The sequence below is a fragment of the Virgibacillus halodenitrificans genome, from assembly GCF_001878675.1.
Taxonomy (GTDB): Bacteria; Bacillota; Bacilli; order Bacillales; family Amphibacillaceae; genus Virgibacillus_Q; species Virgibacillus_Q halodenitrificans.
The window spans coordinates 392,877-408,950 of sequence record NZ_CP017962.1 but is presented as its reverse complement, the minus strand read 5'-3'; the positions used below and the strand labels follow the sequence as shown (position 1 = coordinate 408,950).

The following is a 16,074-nucleotide window of genomic DNA, read 5'->3' as shown; positions in this document are numbered from 1 at the left end:
CAATTTTTATAAATTAAAAGCAATTTGTCGTTACTTATCTAATTCCCGGGAAAAGTAATAATAAACTTCGCTCCTCCAAGGGTAGATTTATCAACTGTGATCTTACCACCTGATCGTTCTATAATTGCCCTTGAAATCGCAAGACCCAGCCCGGTTTCTCCATTCTTACCTTTTACAAAACGATGAAATATATGTGGCATCATTTCATCTGAAATCCCTTCCCCGTCATCTTCTACAGTTATATAAGTAGTTCCATTCCGTTTAAATATCTGAAGGGAAATCTTAGTTTTGGCATGACGAATACCATTAACAATTAAATTTAATATGGCGCGAAGTAATTTTTCTTCGTCAGCAATGAAATGGCAGTTATCTTCCGCTTGATGAGTAAAATGAATACCTCTTTCATTGACCAAAGGTAAAGCACGATCTACAATTTGCTTCAAGAATGTCTCTCCAGTTATTTTTTCTGGTTGATAAACATCCGGTTCGCTATCCAACTTTGCCAATAGTATCATCTCATTTATAATCAGCTTCAGTCTTTTCACCTCTGTAACCATTACTTCAAGGCCATTTTCTTTGTCTTCCTCATCAAATATCCCATCCTTAATCCCTTCCGCATAACCTTGAATTGTCATAAGGGGTGTTTTCAACTCATGACTCGCATTCTGAAAAAAGGTTTGTTGTGACTTCATATAATTTTTCAGTTCTTCAGCCATTTCAAAGACACTTTCTTCCACTTCTTTAATTTCACCGCTCGCCTCTACTCTTTCAAGATCATCAAATTTTCTTTTTTCTACTTTCTTCAGTTGTACTTTCAACATTGTCAGAGGAGTAACCAGCTTTTTGGTTAAAAAGTAACTAAGAAGCACGGCAGCAATTCCACCGATCATAAATACAATGAACAGCCGGAAAACAAAGTTTTGCTGCACAGCCTGTAAATCATTCATCGGAGTCAATAGAATAAGCTCCAAGCCACTATTTGCCGGGTAAACTACTATTCTGGAGGTTACATATTTATTATTTTCAAACTCCCATAATGCTTCCTTGTTATCCGCGAAATTATTATTATTAAAAAAGCCCTGGGCTACGCTATTTGGCATGGTGGAGTAAAAAACAGCATTATTTTTCCGATCATATAGAAATAGTTGGAGATCTTGATCGTCCAAGAACCGACTAAATTTCTCAAGACTCTCTCTATCCCCGTAATTTTCTTCATTCAGAACCTCTATCAAAATTTCCCCTTTTTGTTTTAACTGCCTTTGTTCGTCCTGAATTAAAATATCGAGAATAAGTGAATAAATGAAATAACCTGTAACAGCCATAATTACGAGAAGTAACGCTGTAAATGCAGCATTAAGTTGATATTGAAGTTTCATTTATGTTTCCTCTCCATACCTTAGTCGGTAGCCAAATCCCCACACTGTTTCCAGAGGTAGATCAGGTAATTTTTTTCTAAGCCTTTTCACTAAATCATCCACTGCCCGATCACTTCCAAAATAATCATCACCCCAAATTTTTATTAATAACTCCTCACGGGAAAAAGCACGGTTAACATTTTCCACTAGTAATAGAAGCATATCAAATTCTTTTGTAGTCACTTCATATTCCTCGCCCTTATAAAAAATCCTTCGTTCTTCCTTATTTATTAATAATTGGTCAATCTTTACCTTTTCCTGTGTGGGCTCTTCATTATTGTTTTTCAAAAATGCTCGTTTAAATAATCTTTTCACTCTTGCCACCAATTCTCTTGGACTGAATGGCTTAGTTAAATAATCATCTCCACCTAATTCCAAGCCTAAAATTTTGTCGATCTCTTCATCTTTGGCAGAAATAATAATAATAGGAACTTCACTTTCATTCCTTATTTTCTTACAAAATTCATACCCATCCATTCCAGGCAGCATAATATCTAGTATCCACATATCTGGTGGATACGTCTCCCATATTTCCCAAGCAGCTTCTGCAGTATCGGAAATAATTACATCATAACCTTCTTTTTTTAAATAGGCGGATACGATATTTTGAATGTTTACATCATCTTCCACAACACCAATACGATTTCCCATAGTTTTGTCACCTTTTCCCACGTGTTTAGTTAATTTCATTTTACATAAGATAAAAAGAGGATGCCACTGAACACCAATTATAATTTACATATTTATTCCACATTTCAGCCAAATAATTTCCAAACGGAACAGGTAAGATAAAAATACAAATTATTTAACAAAGGGTGATTTAGATGGATTACAATAATAATCATTTTTCGGATGAAAATAAAGAAACACCTGCAGAACCAACTCCCGAAGTGCATGAATCTGAACAGCAGGAAGAAGAGTTTTCAACGGACAAGCCTAAAAAAGAAAAGAAGTCAGGATCCAAAACAGGCTTGCATTTCTTTCTTGGCGGTTTAGCCGGAGGATTAATTGCTGTAGTTTTAATTGCAGTACTGCTGTTCTCAAATATTCTCCCCCTAGCTAGTACAGCAGACGAAAATACTTCTTCTGACAGTAGTACAGCCAACGTTGTCAAAACAATGGCATCTGATGATGCTGAGGTGTCTTCTAACATTGATGAAACGTCTAAAGCAGTGGTTGGTGTTGCTAACCTGCAACAGCAAAGTGTTTGGGCAGGAAGCCAAGAAGCTGGAACTGGGTCAGGCATTGTTTATAAGAAGGAAGATGGGAAGGCTTATGTTGTAACAAATCATCATGTTGTAGAGGGTGCAGAGCAAGTAGATATTATTTTAAATGATGATGAAAGGTTAAATGCTAAAGTTTTAGGATCGGATGCTTTAACTGATTTAGCCATTTTACAAGTTGATGGGGATAAAGTCACCACGGTAGCGGATCTTGGTACCTCCAAAAATTTAAAAGTTGGTGAGACCGTATTAGCAATTGGTAATCCTCTTGGTATGGAATTCGCAAATACACTTACAAAAGGAATTATTAGTGGGTTAGATCGATCTGTCAGTATGGACACAAATGGTGATCAGCAACCAGATTGGGTAACAGAAGTTATTCAGACAGATGCCGCGATTAATCCAGGCAATAGTGGAGGCGCACTTGTGAATGCAAAGGGACAAGTAATTGGAATTAATTCTATGAAGATTGCTCAAAATGCAGTGGAAGGAATAGGGTTTGCTATCCCTATCGATGCCGCACTACCAGTCATGGAACAACTGGAGGAAAACGGTGAAATAGAACGTCCTTTAATAGGGATAAGCACTGCTTCCCTAAATCAAGTACCTCCACAATACAGAAGTGAAATTAAGCTTCCAGAAGATGTGGAAGGTGGCATGGTTGTAGCAAATGTTCAGGAAGGTTCTCCAGCAGCTAAAGCAGGTTTACAACAATTTGATGTTATAACCGAAATTAATGGTAATAAAATTACTACTCTTCTTGAGTTACGAAAGTTTCTCTATTCAGATGCTTCCATAGGTGAAGAAGTACAGGTGAAATTCTACCGAGATGGGAAGTTGGAAAAGACCGAAGTTACGTTAACTGCGAAAGAATAAATACCTGGATGAGTAAAATAAATTAAAAGCTGAGCCTGCAAAGAAATTTGCAGGCTCAGCTTTTTTAACTTTACAATAATCATCAATATAGAAAACTGTATAGCCATTTAAACCTTCTTTAACCAAAGAATAAATCCAAAATATTGCTTCCTGTTGAGCTGTTTTTGTTATAGAACTCCGAATATCCACAGTTCTTGCAAAACACTACCGTAAACTGATTATGCTGCACATCAAACATTTTTGATAAACCTGTTCCGGACATGGAGACGTCTTTTGTATCAGCTTCTGTGCTTCCACATTTAATACATCCTTTATTCTCACTCATATCGCTCACCTCATTAAGTAATACGGGCAGAATGGAGACAGGTTTCAATTAATATTCACTTTCATACTCATCTTCATACTTATTATGGTTAGGTGTTACTCCTGTAAATTTGCCATCAATGTCTGAAGAGAGAAAGTTCTCCAAGTCTTCTACAGCACCTTTATTTTCTTCGTTATTCGGATACATATCATCATAATCATCTTGATTGCCATAAAAATCTGAAGGTGTTTCTGATGTACCATATTGACTTACTTCCTGCCAGCTATCCTCAGCGTCATAGCCTACCTGTTCTTCATTAGAAACCTCATTTGGGTTAATATTTGGGCTGAATACTTCTTCTTCAACCGTCCTGTGTGATTCAAAAATATTATTGCTCGCATGTTCTATACATTTATCCGCTGTAGGAACTGCCTGTAAACGTTCATACGGAATATCTGCACCACATGTTGCACAAATTCCGTATGTTCCATCTTCAATAGCATGTAAAGCAGCGTTAATTTCCTCTAATTCCGTTTCGGCATGCTCATTAAGCGCTGTATCTTTCTCTCTCTCATACAACTCGGTACCCATATCTGCGGGATGGTTATCATAATTTGAAAGCTCACCAACCGACTCCTTAGATAACTCCAACGTTTTCCCAAAATGATCCTGTACATGTTTTATAAGTTCATTTTGTCTAATCAATAAAGCCTTTTTGCATTGAACTAATTGCTCATTGGTGATCATCATGATCATCCTCCAATTTTAAATTAATTATGTACACATACTATGTGCAAAAACGCTTGGAGCAATTCGATTTTACCCCTCCCAAATCATGTCAATGTGTGGAATGTTGTCATCCAAATATACTTCGGATATTTTCTTAAAACCAAGTTGATTATAAAAATTTTCCAAATGAGCTTGAGCCTGAATTTTTATCTTTCTCTCCTGCCATTCATTATTAATATAGTCTATTGCTTTTTGCATTATTTGTGTTGCATAACCTTTACCTCTAAATTCTTTCACTACGAGCACTCTCCCTATGGAAACTTCCTTGTACTTTGTATTTGCAGGGAGGATTCTTACATAAGCTGCAATTTGCTCATTTATTTTCAGAAAGCAATGCATGGACTGCTGATCATAATCATCCAATTCTGGATACGCACACTCCTGCTCTACTACAAATATATCTACTCTCGCTTTCATCAATTCATATAATTCTTCATTAGTTAAGTCACTATACCCTTTCAAACACCATTCCATCGTAACCCTCCATTACTTTTATTATGTGATAAAAGGATTAAGAACCCTTTTGTAGAAATAATAGTATAAGTTGGCTGAAAAGGGGAGGATAATATGACTTTAACAGAAAATAAGATCGGTTTTATCGGCACGGGAGTTATGGGGAAAAGTATGGCATTAAATTTGCAACGAGCGGGTTATTTGATAAATATCTATACACGCACAAAAGAGAAGGCAAATGACCTAATTGATCACGGAGCAGTTTGGAAAGAATCCATAAAAGATCTAACAGTTGCCAGTGATATTATTATAACAATGGTTGGATATCCTTCTGATGTGGAGGAGGTCTACTTTGGTGAAAACGGGATTCTCGAACACGCAAAAGCTGGATCCTGTTTAATTGATATGACAACCTCTAAACCTTCGCTGGCAATAAATATTTTTCAACAAGCAAAGGCTAAAAGTATACACGCACTAGATGCACCTGTGTCTGGAGGAGATATAGGCGCTCAGAAAGGGACGCTTGCCATCATGGTAGGTGGTGAGGAAGATGCATATGAAGCGCTATTACCTCTTTTCAAAACCCTAGGGGAAAATATTATTCTTCAAGGTCCCGCTGGGGCTGGGCAACACACAAAACTAGCTAACCAAATCACCATCGCCTCTAATATGATCGGCGTATGTGAAGCAATTATCTTTGCTAAAAAAGCAGGGCTTGACCCTTCACGTGTCCTTGAGAGCATTACAACTGGGGCAGCAGGAAGCTGGTCTTTGTCTAATTTAGGCCCAAGAATGATACGTGGTGACTTTGATCCCGGCTTTTACGTCAAACATTTTATTAAGGATATGACAATAGCATTGGAGTCAGCAAAGGAAATGGATTTGGATACTCCTGGCCTCTCCCTATCCCTACAACTGTACAAGGAACTCGCAGAAAATGGTGATGGTGACAGCGGGACTCAAGCCCTCATTAAAATTTTTGAAAAGCAAAACTTGTGATCTTAACGCAAGAGCCGCATCTTTATCTATTACGCGGCTCTTGTTTTTCAATCTTTTCTATTTCCCTTTGGACAATAAAAGCCAGGTCATTGTTTCCAAACAATTGAAGTACATTCATTAACATATCTGAGGAAATCTCATCTGATTCCGCTTTGGTAACAGTTAATTCAATAGCTTCCGCTAATGCATTATTATTTTCTTGGTATGGATATGCTTCCATATATAAAGATATAGGATCCAGTTCATGGTTTATACACCATTGTGCATAAATAAGAATCATCATTTTTTCGTCATTCTGGTAGTTATTGATTATCTGTTGCTCTTTTTCATTTCCGTTCATTATTAATCACCTGCTTTTCGTAAGATGAAAACCCACATAAAGGTTAGCGTTTGCTTTAATTCAAGTGAAAGATTTGCATAATTTTGTTCTTTCACCCCTTCTTTATAAACGCCAAAACCATCGATATACTCCAAGCCCTTATCTTGCGCAATCCTCAGAAACTCCCATGGCATCATTGTATTACAAATAGCATTCTCTCCATATAGACGAGGAAAGCTATTTTCTCTGGGGCCAGCTGTCGGGCCTAAAATTCCAACACATAAATAACCATCTCTTTTGACGACTCTCATCATTTCATTTAAAGCACTTACTGGGTTTTCTGTCCACTCCAACACATTAATACCAATTGCACCCTGAAAGGTATTAGCTGCAAAGGGTAATTGATTTATATCTGCCTGATAAAAGTCTGCTCTATTCTTATTGTTTTGTTTTGCTAATTCAATCATCTCTTTTGATATATCTGCACCCGTTACTTCATATCCGGCTTGTGTTAATTTAAATGATCCATAACCATCCCCACAGCCAACATCAAGCAAAGTATGCTCTTTAGGTATGTATTTCTTAATAAAACCAATAATATCTTTTCTGCTCCCACTGTCCCACATTTTCTTGCTTCTTGCATTCCAGAAAGCAGCTCGCTGATTCCATTGCATTTCAGCTTCTTTTTCCCAATCAAATGACTTCATATTGGTTTCCCTCTCCTTTCATCCGCTCGTTCATTTTAAAATGTAAAAGTATTAAGTAGTAATAATTCCTTATTCCTGGCTTGTCTAATCTTTGAGGTTCTATCGCAAATGTTGGGGTAAGACCATTATCTCGTACATTCATAGTTGGAGTAAACAGCGGACTAGTGTGTGAACAAATTAATCGGCTGCAGAACAAGATTATCCGCCGGAGAGCAATTTAATCGGCTGCAGAGCAAGATTATCCGCTGGAGAACAAATTAATCGGCTGCAGAGCAAATTAATCCGCTGCAGACATTAACAAATTAGCTATAGTGTGTTCATTATAAATTATTTTCCGAAATGGGGGTTTGTAGCCATATCAAGTTAGTCCGCATTCATCTAACCTGCGAATCATTGGATAATCCAAGCATATATAATAAAAAAGGTTTATCTCATGAATGAGATAAACCTTTTGATAATCATCTATTATAGACGAACAACGTTAGCTGCTTGTGGTCCGCGGTTACCTTCTACGATTTCAAATTCAACGTCTTGACCTTCTTCAAGCGTTTTGAAGCCGTCAGCTTGGATAGCTGAGAAATGTACGAATACATCGTCTCCGTCTTCGCGCTCGATGAAACCAAAGCCTTTTTCTGCGTTAAACCATTTTACTTTACCAGTCATTAAAATGACCTCCTTATACAAATATCGTGCAAAGTAATTGAATCATAAATACTTTTACAACGCTTTGTTAAAGAGATCGTAAAGTATTATTCAAACTTCAATTTCCTTTTGCTTTCTTAACTTTAACCTTTTTACAGAAAAAATGCAAGTAATTTAGAATTTATTTTCTCTTTGTATTTTCACATTTTATTCACCGAAAAAACAAAAGGCTGATCCATACAAAAAATTAAAGAAAACTAGTCATTTTTCGGTTCAACTTCCTTATATCTTCTTTTTTGCCGATATCCATAAGTAATATCCCTAACCAGTTCCTCATTTTCCAGGCCAGCACCTATTGCACCAGCTATGGTTGATATGGAGGTACCTAGCCAGGCCAGCCTTATATATTGTAACATGGTAAAATCACCTTCCCTATTAACAGCAGAGTTATATGCTTCAGGTGGCACAATTACAATTACAGCAGCCAGGAACAATAAAAATAAAAATGCATAATACGTTAAGACAGAAAGGAGCAGTGTTATCAATGTTGTCTGATTATATAAATGCCTGAGGTGTGGTTGACGTTGACTCGATGGCCTCTCCCACAAATGATGTGCATTAATAATCCAAATGACCATTAAGCTGATTGCAGCAAAAGATAAGACAGTTAATCTGAGGGTACTTAGAATATCACTTAAATTCCAGAGCGTTGTGAAAATCAACCCGAATGCACCTGTTGAGAAAGCAATAGCAATTACTTTTTTAAACGATGACATAATACTCCATGGTCGGTTTGCTTGTGTCATACCCATCAGTAAACGTAACTGTCCATTTATTCTTGGAATTACTATATAACGAACTTCTATATCCTTGTGCTCATTTTTAGGAGAGATTCGTTTCACTTTTGTAAGTGGAAATTGACGTTGGAGCATATCGCCAGTAAACAGCTTTTTCACTTTATGGTCATTATTTTCCAATCGAGAGCCGTTATACAATTCATTCATAATTTGAATAACGGCTTTTCTCATTCTCTTTTTCATGGGCAACCATCCAAATGAAGGAACAGATATTTGAGCAATATAATGCTTTTTACTTATGTCCGCTGCTACGATATTCTTGCCCTCAAATATCGGTAAATCAGTCAAACAAATAGCATATCCCCAATCCTTTCCATTCCGCAGTTCTGCAGCCTTTTCAATAATTTCATCAACATTTTCAGCTGATCCTGTAAGAGGATCTACTACCATTTCCACTTCCCATGTAACACTATCGTCAATTTGCCTTTCAAAGGCTTCAGGTAATTTTTCTACATAGCGATTCGCTATTTCAGCAGGTAGCTCGGGAGCTGCAATTAGGCCTACCTTAACTTTTTCTTTATCCATTCAACCCCTCCTCTCTTCCTTATGTTAAGATTGCTCAGCTTCTTCTTTATTATCGTATTCCTGTCCTACTTCATAATAACGTTGCTGTTGTCGAAAGGAATACGTTATATTTCTGATTTTGTCCTCTTTCTCTAAACCGGCACCAATTGCACCAGCAAGCGTTCCAAGTGAAGTAACTAACCAAACTAAGTTTAAATAATATTTAAATGTAGGTTCCTCATCCAGTCCCGTCCATGCTTGAAACAATTCTGGCGGAACAAAAATAGAGATGGCAATGGAAAACATCATAAATAATACAATGTAATTGATAATAACAATAGAGCTTAATGTACTGAAGGTTGTCCAATTGTATAGATCTCGCCATCGTTTCTTACCACGATCTGATGGTTTCTCCCACAAATTTTGAGAAAAAATAACCCACATAACCATACCCATGATAGCTATAATAGTTAAAATGATTAATCTTATTGGGGTATATACAATGCTCAGCTGCCATGGTGTAGGAAAAATGGAAATATAAGAACCTGTAGCAAAAGATAAAGTTATCATTTTATTAAAAGAAAACAATGCCTTCCATGGTCGATTTGCAAATGTCATACCTAATAACACTCGCAAATAACCAGTAAATCTCGATTTTATGAAGTAACGAAGATCTACAACGTCATCTTTTGATGTTGCTTTCATCCTGCCTATTTGAGAGAGAGAAAACTGATGTGTTAATTTATTTTTGTTTTTATTTTTACTTTTTGAAGGTTGCTCTTTCACTGCCAGCTTGGCTTGTGGCGATTCCGTTTGAGATTCTTCTACATACAATTCTTGCATCATCTGCATGAGGGTTTTTCGAATTCTTCTTCTCATGGGCATCAATCCAAATGTAGGAACAGAGATTTGTGCTACCCGATCCTTTAAACTCGCATTAGCAACAACTAAGTATTTCCCAAAAAAGATAGGGAGATCAGTCAGACAAATAGCGTAGTCCCACTCATTCTCTTCTTTTATATTGTCTGCTTTCTCTAAGACTTCTTGTGTATTTTCAGCGACTCCAACCAAAGAATCGATGGTCATTTCAACCTTCCAGGATACATCTTTATCAATTTTCTCGGAAAGTAGTTCCGGTAGCTCTTTTATAAGGTCACTAGCAATTTCAGCTGGTAGATCAGGTGCTGAAATAAGCCCTAGCTTAATTGTATTAATTTTTCTCACCTCCACCCTCTATATATATTAAATCCCTATAGGGTTCTTTGCTTTGGTATTTTACCCGTTTTGAGTGAACAAAAACATGTCTGCCTTTTAAATGAGTAGTAGTGGCGTATTTAGATCAGCTTGAAAATTAGCTTATTCCTTGGTAAAATAGTTTCTTGCAAGATTATAATTTAATAGTGACTACCAAACATTTATATCTTGCAAATATGAATGACAGGTGGTAAATAAAATGGAAAAAACGAATTATCGGGTTTTGTTGTACTATAACTATGTGCATATTGAGGATCCAGAGGCCTATGCCGCAGAGCATCTTCAATTTTGCAAGGACTTGGAACTAAAAGGAAGAATCCTTGTTGCTCAAGAAGGAATAAATGGTACAGTTTCCGGGACAATTGAGCAAACAAATAAATACATGGAAGCAATGAAAAACGATCCACGTTTTGCTGACATGGTATTTAAAATTGATGAGCATGAAGGGCATGCATTTAAGAAAATGCATGTGCGTCCTCGAAAGGAATTAGTAACACTTCGTCTGGAAGATGATATTAACCCATTGCAAACAACTGGGAATTACCTTTCTCCAAAGGAATTCTATGAGGCAATGCAAGATGAAGATACTGTAGTGATTGATGCTCGAAATGATTATGAATATGAACTAGGGCATTTTCGCGGAGCAATTAAGCCAGATATTAAAACTTTCCGTGAGTTACCGGATTGGATTAAAGAAAATAAAGAAAAAATTGAAGGCAAAAAAGTGCTTACCTATTGTACTGGCGGCATCCGTTGTGAAAAATTCTCCGGGTGGTTAAAAGAAGAGGGTTTTGAAGATGTAAACCAATTACATGGTGGAATTGTAACATATGGTAAAGACCCTGAAGTACAAGGAGAGTTATGGGATGGAAAGTGCTACGTCTTTGATGAACGAATCTCTGTTCCAGTAAATCAAAAAGAACATGTTGTAGTCGGCATGGACTATTTTGATGGAAAACCTTGTGAGCGCTATGTAAACTGTGCAAACCCTGATTGTAATAAACAAATTCTCTGCTCTGAAGAAAACGAGCATAAATATATGAGAGGTTGTACACATGAATGTCGTGTCAGCCCACGCAATATGTACGTAAAAGAATACAACTTGTCAGAAGAAGATATTGACCATAGACTTCAGATGCTGGGTGAATCCAGGAAACAAGAAGCATAATAAGATACGAAAAGAGCTCCAGGATAACTCCTGGAGCTCTTTTTCATGGATAAAATGTTACAACATTTAACCATAACTATTGATTATTTAATTCTAATTCAGCCACTTATTAAAGTGCTGCATCTACGTCTGTATAGTCGTAACCAAATTCATCAGCAACTGCTTTAAATGTTACTTTTCCATTAACCACGTTCACTCCTGTTTTAATTGGAGCATTCTCTCTTATTGCTTTTTCTGCACCTTTAGAGGCTATTTGGATGGCATATGGAATAGTTACGTTTGTCAGAGCAATTGTTGACGTACGTGGCACGGCACCAGGCATGTTTGCAACAGCATAGTGAAGAACACCATGTTTTTCATAAATTGGATCATCATGTGTTGTAATATGATCGACTGTTTCAAAATTACCACCTTGGTCAATTGCCACATCTACAATTACAGATCCAGGTTGCATTGCTTTAACCATATCTTCTGTTACTAATTTTGGTGCTTTAGCTCCTGGAATTAGCACAGATCCGATTACAAGGTCAGATTTCTTTACTGCTTCTGCAATATTATATGGATTCGACATTAATGTTTGTACACTTGAACCAAAGATATCTTCCAATTGACGTAAACGATTTGGGTTTAAATCAATAATTGTAACATTGGCTCCTAAGCCATTAGCTACTTTAGCAGCATTGGTACCAACCATACCGCCACCGATTACTGTAACATTGGCTCTGCTAACACCCGGCACCCCACTTAATAGAATTCCTTTACCGCCCTTTGACTTTTCAAGGAATTGAGCACCAATCTGAGCAGCCATTCTGCCAGCTACTTCACTCATTGGAGAAAGAAGTGGCAATGTATTATTAACAGTAATTGTCTCATAGGCAATTGCTGTTACTTCATTCTCTACTAATGCTTTTGTTAATGATTCTTCTGCTGCTAAATGTAAATAAGTAAATAGAATTAGACCTTTACGGAAATAACCGTATTCAGACTCTAAAGGTTCTTTTACTTTCATTATCATATCAGCTTTAGCCCAGACATCTGAAGCGTTTTCAATAATCTCAGCCCCAGCTTCCTTGTACTCTTCATTAGTAAAGTTACTACCCTCTCCAGCATTAGTTTCAATGATGACCTGATGGCCTGCTTTTACAATAGCTACTACCCCTGCTGGTGTCATGGCAACTCGGTTTTCGTTGTTCTTTATTTCTTTAGGAACCCCTATAATCATGTTTGTTTCCTCCCTATTTTCCATTTAGATTTATTATATAACTTGATTTATTAAAACGCTTTAGTCAGTATACAAAATATAACCAATAGTATTTGTGTAATTCCACATATAATTACACTCACATTTCCAATAGCTTCAAATCCAAAAATAACGTAACTTTTTGATTAGGATCCTTCAAATCTATATCCGTTAGTTCAGTAATTCGCTTTAGACGATAATTTAACGTGTTTGTATGAACATGAATCTCGTTGGCTGCTTTATACACATTACTATCACAATTTAAAAAGGCTTTCAAGGTTTTAAGTAATTCAGTATTATGGTTTTCATCATATTGTTTTAATGTTCTAATCACATCATTTTTATAATTTGTCTGCTTCCGAATTTCTTTTAATTCATCTATGAATTGGTATACTCCCAGTTCGTTATATCCGAATACTTTTTCCAACTGGTTTGGGAATTGACTTTTAGCGTTAAGTACTCTTTCTGCCTGATTATAGCTGTCCTTAATATATTTTGGCGAATCAAATATGAGCCCAAAGGCAGCTGAAATATTATGATGTAGCTTTAACCGTTCTTCTATTTTGGCAGTAAAATTACTGACATATTCTTTTAAAATTTTGTTAGAATCTTTGATGGTCGGAAATCTTACTAATAGGATAAACTGATTTTGGTCGAAAACTTTACATACCACCTCAACCCCTCGAAGAGTTTCTGTTAGATAGAAGGAATGTTTTTCAATTTCCTCTGTCACTTCCTCCTCAAACTCAATCATCGCTATAGCAACATACCCATTGAGGTAAAGACCATATTTTTGCGCTTGCTGTTCAATTTCTGCGGAATCCTTAAGATGGCCTGTAAGCAATTGCCAAAAGAATTCCTTATAGCTTTCCTCCATCCGCTGTTTCTTGATCTGCAGCTTGAGTAATTTTTTCTGAACAGCTTTAGCAGCCTCCGTGAGCATCATGTAATTCTCTTCTGTTATTTCTCTTCCGTTGGTATGTGCCCATATAAAGCCTAATATCTCATTATTTTTGCTGACAGAGATTGCTATACGATCGCCTAGGCCAACTTCTGGTATTGCAGGTATTTTAACTGGTTTATCATCTTTAAATAGTTTTGACATAAACCCTTTTTTCCATAAACTATTTATCACCTTTTCAGGTACTTTTCTTTGAATAATCGTATTCACACGAACATTGTCTACGCTATCTTCATGTGAACTATACGAGATAATATGATGATTCGAATCTTCAATCGTTATGGGACAGTTCATTATTTCTGCAATTCGATCCGCCAGCCCTTCCAAGGAATCAAAATTCAATTGAAAAAGCCCCGAATGATTAACCGCGTGTGACATCTTGCTTCCTCCGATCTTGTACTTTAGGAAGAGTATTTTTTAATATTTATTACCCTTCAAGAATACCACATAATTAGTATGTTTTAGTGACATTAAACAAACTTTCTTCCTTTATTTTTACAAAATGAACAAATAAAATTGATTGATTATTTGTTAAAATAAATGTAATCGTCACCATTTTTCAACGAATTTCGACATTTTAAACTCTTTTGTTCTACATCTGTTTAATATTTTGGTATGATCAGTTACAGACTTGTATTTGGGGGAAAGTAGTATGAAGAAAATATTAAAAATTGGTAGCGCTTTTATTGGAATAATCGTTGGGGCTGGCTTTGCTTCTGGGCAGGAAGTTTTGCAGTACTTTACGAGTTTTGGCTTAATTGGCACCTTAGGAGCCATTGTCGCCACCGCATTATTTGCCTATCTTGGTATGACACTTACTAGATTAGGTAGTCGTTTACAAACAACTTCCCATAAAGATGCGATTTATGAGGTCAGTTTCCATCCATGGTTAGCACTTATTGTTGACTACATTATTATTTTCACTTTATTTGGAGTGGGAGTTGTGATGGTTGCTGGCGCTGGTTCCATTTTTGACCAACAGTTTGGCTTGCCTGCATTTATAGGTACCTTGCTGATGACTATTTTAGTTTTATTAACGGCGATGTTAAATGTGGATCGGGTAGTCAATGTTATTGGAAGTATTACACCTTTTTTAATTATCAGTGTTATCATCGTCTCTGTTTATAGCCTTCTTACGATGGATTCCACCTTTGCTGAATTAAATCCAATTGCAAAGGAACAGGCTTCTACCTTGCCGAATTGGTTTATTGCCGGAGTCAACTATGTGTCCTTTAATATTGCAGTTGGTGCATCTATGTCTCTTGTTATGGGAGGTGCAGAAAAAGATGAACGAGCTGCCAAACTCGGTGGATTAGTTGGTGGCCTCGGTCTGGGACTTCTTATTGTGCTAAGTCATCTTGCCATCTTTTCAAAGGTCGATGTTGTTGCAGAATATGACATGCCTATGCTACAAATCGTCAATGAACTATCTCCGTTTCTTGGTACGTTTTATTCAGTGATTTTATTCGGAATGATTTTTAATACTGGGATTAGTATGTTTTTTGCATTCGGTGCGAGATTCACAGAAATTGGCACAAGCAAATTCAAGTTATTTATTACGATAACATTGATTATTGGCTTTATTGCCAGCTTTGCCGGTTTTACAGATCTTGTTGCCTTCTTCTATCCGCTAATTGGCTATTTAGGTCTTTTCTTAATTTTAGCACTCGTCACCGCTTCCTTTAAGATGCCAACAGGGAAGAAGAACAGGCTAACAGATCATGAATAGTTTTCCTTTTTTGACGGGAGAGATCCTTATTGCTATTCTTTGAGTAAAGGAGGCCGCTTGATATGAATGTTTATGACTTTTCAGCTAAGACTTTGCTAGGTGAAGAAAAATCCCTGTCAGATTATAAGGGAAAAGTACTTTTGATTGTCAATACAGCAAGTGAATGTGGCTTTACGCCCCAATTTGAAGGGCTGCAACAATTATACGGCAAATACAAAGAACAAGGTTTAGAAATTCTGGGTTTTCCTTGTAATCAATTTAATAACCAGGACCCAGGTTCAAACGAAGAGATTTCAGAGTTTTGTCAGCGGAACTATGGAGTCACCTTTCAAATGTTTAGTAAAGTCGATGTAAAAGGAGAGCAAGCCCATCCTTTATTTTCATACTTAACAGAAGAAGCAAAGGGTATGCTGACGAAGCAAATTAAATGGAACTTCACAAAGTTTCTTATTGATAGAAATGGAAATGTCATTAAACGATTTGCACCTCAAACCAAGCCAGAAAGCTTGGAACAGGACATTGAAGAGCTACTATAACTGATAGAAATCCATCAGGCAGCACATAACGTCTCCCTGATGGATTTTTTCTATTTTAAAAATTTCATCTTGCTAATCACACTATTATTTGTGCTAAT

17 protein-coding genes are annotated in these 16,074 nt (G+C 36.6%); 5 read left to right on the top strand and 12 right to left on the bottom strand.

The features are described 5' to 3' along the window. Positions 1 to 38: 38 nt before the first annotated feature. Positions 39 to 1,376: a sensor histidine kinase gene (locus BME96_RS02190; RefSeq protein ID WP_071648165.1), complete on the bottom strand. Its 1,338-nt coding sequence runs from the start codon at positions 1,374 to 1,376 to the stop codon at positions 39 to 41. Continuing rightward, a complete protein-coding gene (locus BME96_RS02185; protein WP_019377383.1) occupies positions 1,377 to 2,066 on the bottom strand; it encodes a response regulator transcription factor in 690 nt (229 codons plus the stop codon). It abuts the gene before it with no gap. Positions 2,067 to 2,239: 173 nt separating this feature from the next. On the opposite strand from BME96_RS02185, the gene BME96_RS02180 reads away from it, so the two are divergent. Further along, positions 2,240 to 3,514: a S1C family serine protease gene (locus tag BME96_RS02180; protein ID WP_071648164.1), complete on the top strand. Its 1,275-nt coding sequence runs from the start codon at positions 2,240 to 2,242 to the stop codon at positions 3,512 to 3,514. A 118-nt stretch (positions 3,515 to 3,632) separates the two neighbouring features. Here BME96_RS02180 and BME96_RS02175 read toward each other — a convergent pair whose 3' ends face one another. The 3 genes from BME96_RS02175 to BME96_RS02165 all read right to left on the bottom strand — a co-directional run bounded on the left by BME96_RS02175 (position 3,633) and on the right by BME96_RS02165 (position 5,081). Further along, positions 3,633 to 3,839 (bottom strand): zinc ribbon domain-containing protein, encoded by a 207-nt coding sequence (locus BME96_RS02175; protein ID WP_071648163.1) that lies wholly within the window; start codon positions 3,837 to 3,839, stop codon positions 3,633 to 3,635. 48 nt (positions 3,840 to 3,887) lie between these two features. Further along, complete coding sequence (locus tag BME96_RS02170) at positions 3,888 to 4,565, bottom strand: TraR/DksA C4-type zinc finger protein (protein ID WP_060681182.1); 678 nt, start codon at positions 4,563 to 4,565, stop codon at positions 3,888 to 3,890. Between the two features lie 72 nt (positions 4,566 to 4,637). Continuing rightward, positions 4,638 to 5,081, bottom strand: a complete 444-nt coding sequence (locus BME96_RS02165; RefSeq protein WP_071648162.1) for a GNAT family N-acetyltransferase — start codon at positions 5,079 to 5,081, stop codon at positions 4,638 to 4,640. Between the two features lie 93 nt (positions 5,082 to 5,174). On the opposite strand from BME96_RS02165, the gene BME96_RS02160 reads away from it, so the two are divergent. Further along, a complete protein-coding gene (locus BME96_RS02160; RefSeq protein WP_071648161.1) occupies positions 5,175 to 6,059 on the top strand; it encodes an NAD(P)-dependent oxidoreductase in 885 nt (294 codons plus the stop codon). A gap of 22 nt (positions 6,060 to 6,081) precedes the next feature. On the opposite strand, the gene BME96_RS02155 is transcribed toward BME96_RS02160, so the two are convergent. From BME96_RS02155 to BME96_RS02135, 5 genes are all read right to left on the bottom strand, one after another. Beyond that, positions 6,082 to 6,399, bottom strand: coding sequence for a hypothetical protein (locus BME96_RS02155; protein WP_019377390.1), 318 nt, complete (start codon positions 6,397 to 6,399; stop codon positions 6,082 to 6,084). A 2-nt stretch (positions 6,400 to 6,401) separates the two neighbouring features. Then, entirely contained in the window at positions 6,402 to 7,085 is a 684-nt protein-coding gene (locus BME96_RS02150; RefSeq protein ID WP_071648160.1) for a class I SAM-dependent methyltransferase, read from the bottom strand. A gap of 465 nt (positions 7,086 to 7,550) precedes the next feature. After that, the gene (cspD, locus tag BME96_RS02145) at positions 7,551 to 7,748 is read right to left on the bottom strand and encodes a cold-shock protein CspD (protein ID WP_011064983.1); all 198 of its coding nucleotides are present in this window, start codon (positions 7,746 to 7,748) and stop codon (positions 7,551 to 7,553) included. Positions 7,749 to 7,984: 236 nt separating this feature from the next. Then, positions 7,985 to 9,109 (bottom strand): hypothetical protein, encoded by a 1,125-nt coding sequence (locus BME96_RS02140; protein WP_060681135.1) that lies wholly within the window; start codon positions 9,107 to 9,109, stop codon positions 7,985 to 7,987. A gap of 24 nt (positions 9,110 to 9,133) precedes the next feature. Further along, positions 9,134 to 10,312, bottom strand: a complete 1,179-nt coding sequence (locus BME96_RS02135) for a hypothetical protein (protein WP_071648159.1) — start codon at positions 10,310 to 10,312, stop codon at positions 9,134 to 9,136. A 229-nt stretch (positions 10,313 to 10,541) separates the two neighbouring features. Here BME96_RS02135 and trhO point away from each other — a divergent pair, with 229 nt between their 5' ends. After that, positions 10,542 to 11,510 (top strand): oxygen-dependent tRNA uridine(34) hydroxylase TrhO, encoded by a 969-nt coding sequence (trhO, locus tag BME96_RS02130; RefSeq protein ID WP_071648158.1) that lies wholly within the window; start codon positions 10,542 to 10,544, stop codon positions 11,508 to 11,510. Positions 11,511 to 11,619: 109 nt separating this feature from the next. Here the strand turns inward: trhO and ald are convergent, their stop codons facing one another. Further along, positions 11,620 to 12,732 carry an alanine dehydrogenase gene (ald, locus tag BME96_RS02125; RefSeq protein WP_019377395.1) on the bottom strand — a complete coding sequence of 371 codons (1,113 nt, stop codon included), beginning with the start codon at positions 12,730 to 12,732 and terminating at the stop codon, positions 11,620 to 11,622. Positions 12,733 to 12,850: 118 nt separating this feature from the next. Beyond that, the gene (locus BME96_RS02120; protein WP_071648157.1) at positions 12,851 to 14,089 is read right to left on the bottom strand and encodes a PucR family transcriptional regulator; all 1,239 of its coding nucleotides are present in this window, start codon (positions 14,087 to 14,089) and stop codon (positions 12,851 to 12,853) included. Positions 14,090 to 14,363: 274 nt separating this feature from the next. Between BME96_RS02120 and BME96_RS02115 the strand changes: the two genes are divergently transcribed. Both BME96_RS02115 and BME96_RS02110 read left to right on the top strand, forming a co-directional pair. Then, positions 14,364 to 15,440 (top strand): YkvI family membrane protein, encoded by a 1,077-nt coding sequence (locus tag BME96_RS02115; protein WP_071648156.1) that lies wholly within the window; start codon positions 14,364 to 14,366, stop codon positions 15,438 to 15,440. Positions 15,441 to 15,502: 62 nt separating this feature from the next. Continuing rightward, positions 15,503 to 15,976, top strand: a complete 474-nt coding sequence (locus BME96_RS02110; protein ID WP_071648155.1) for a glutathione peroxidase — start codon at positions 15,503 to 15,505, stop codon at positions 15,974 to 15,976. Positions 15,977 to 16,074 lie beyond the last annotated feature (98 nt).

What these genes read in the sequence shown, in the direction of transcription:
- BME96_RS02175 (WP_071648163.1), bottom strand. Translation starts at nt 3,839, where the DNA reads ATGAGTGAGAATAAAGGATGTATTAAATGTGGAAGCACAGAAGCTGAT.
- cspD (WP_011064983.1), bottom strand. Translation starts at nt 7,748, where the DNA reads ATGACTGGTAAAGTAAAATGGTTTAACGCAGAAAAAGGCTTTGGTTTC.
- BME96_RS02170 (WP_060681182.1), bottom strand. Translation starts at nt 4,565, where the DNA reads ATGATCACCAATGAGCAATTAGTTCAATGCAAAAAGGCTTTATTGATT.
- BME96_RS02180 (WP_071648164.1), top strand. Translation starts at nt 2,240, where the DNA reads ATGGATTACAATAATAATCATTTTTCGGATGAAAATAAAGAAACACCT.
- BME96_RS02190 (WP_071648165.1), bottom strand. Translation starts at nt 1,376, where the DNA reads ATGAAACTTCAATATCAACTTAATGCTGCATTTACAGCGTTACTTCTC.
- BME96_RS02115 (WP_071648156.1), top strand. Translation starts at nt 14,364, where the DNA reads ATGAAGAAAATATTAAAAATTGGTAGCGCTTTTATTGGAATAATCGTT.
- ald (WP_019377395.1), bottom strand. Translation starts at nt 12,732, where the DNA reads ATGATTATAGGGGTTCCTAAAGAAATAAAGAACAACGAAAACCGAGTT.
- trhO (WP_071648158.1), top strand. Translation starts at nt 10,542, where the DNA reads ATGGAAAAAACGAATTATCGGGTTTTGTTGTACTATAACTATGTGCAT.
- BME96_RS02140 (WP_060681135.1), bottom strand. Translation starts at nt 9,109, where the DNA reads ATGGATAAAGAAAAAGTTAAGGTAGGCCTAATTGCAGCTCCCGAGCTA.
- BME96_RS02160 (WP_071648161.1), top strand. Translation starts at nt 5,175, where the DNA reads ATGACTTTAACAGAAAATAAGATCGGTTTTATCGGCACGGGAGTTATG.
- BME96_RS02110 (WP_071648155.1), top strand. Translation starts at nt 15,503, where the DNA reads ATGAATGTTTATGACTTTTCAGCTAAGACTTTGCTAGGTGAAGAAAAA.
- BME96_RS02165 (WP_071648162.1), bottom strand. Translation starts at nt 5,081, where the DNA reads ATGGAATGGTGTTTGAAAGGGTATAGTGACTTAACTAATGAAGAATTA.
- BME96_RS02150 (WP_071648160.1), bottom strand. Translation starts at nt 7,085, where the DNA reads ATGAAGTCATTTGATTGGGAAAAAGAAGCTGAAATGCAATGGAATCAG.
- BME96_RS02185 (WP_019377383.1), bottom strand. Translation starts at nt 2,066, where the DNA reads ATGGGAAATCGTATTGGTGTTGTGGAAGATGATGTAAACATTCAAAAT.
- BME96_RS02155 (WP_019377390.1), bottom strand. Translation starts at nt 6,399, where the DNA reads ATGAACGGAAATGAAAAAGAGCAACAGATAATCAATAACTACCAGAAT.
- BME96_RS02120 (WP_071648157.1), bottom strand. Translation starts at nt 14,089, where the DNA reads ATGTCACACGCGGTTAATCATTCGGGGCTTTTTCAATTGAATTTTGAT.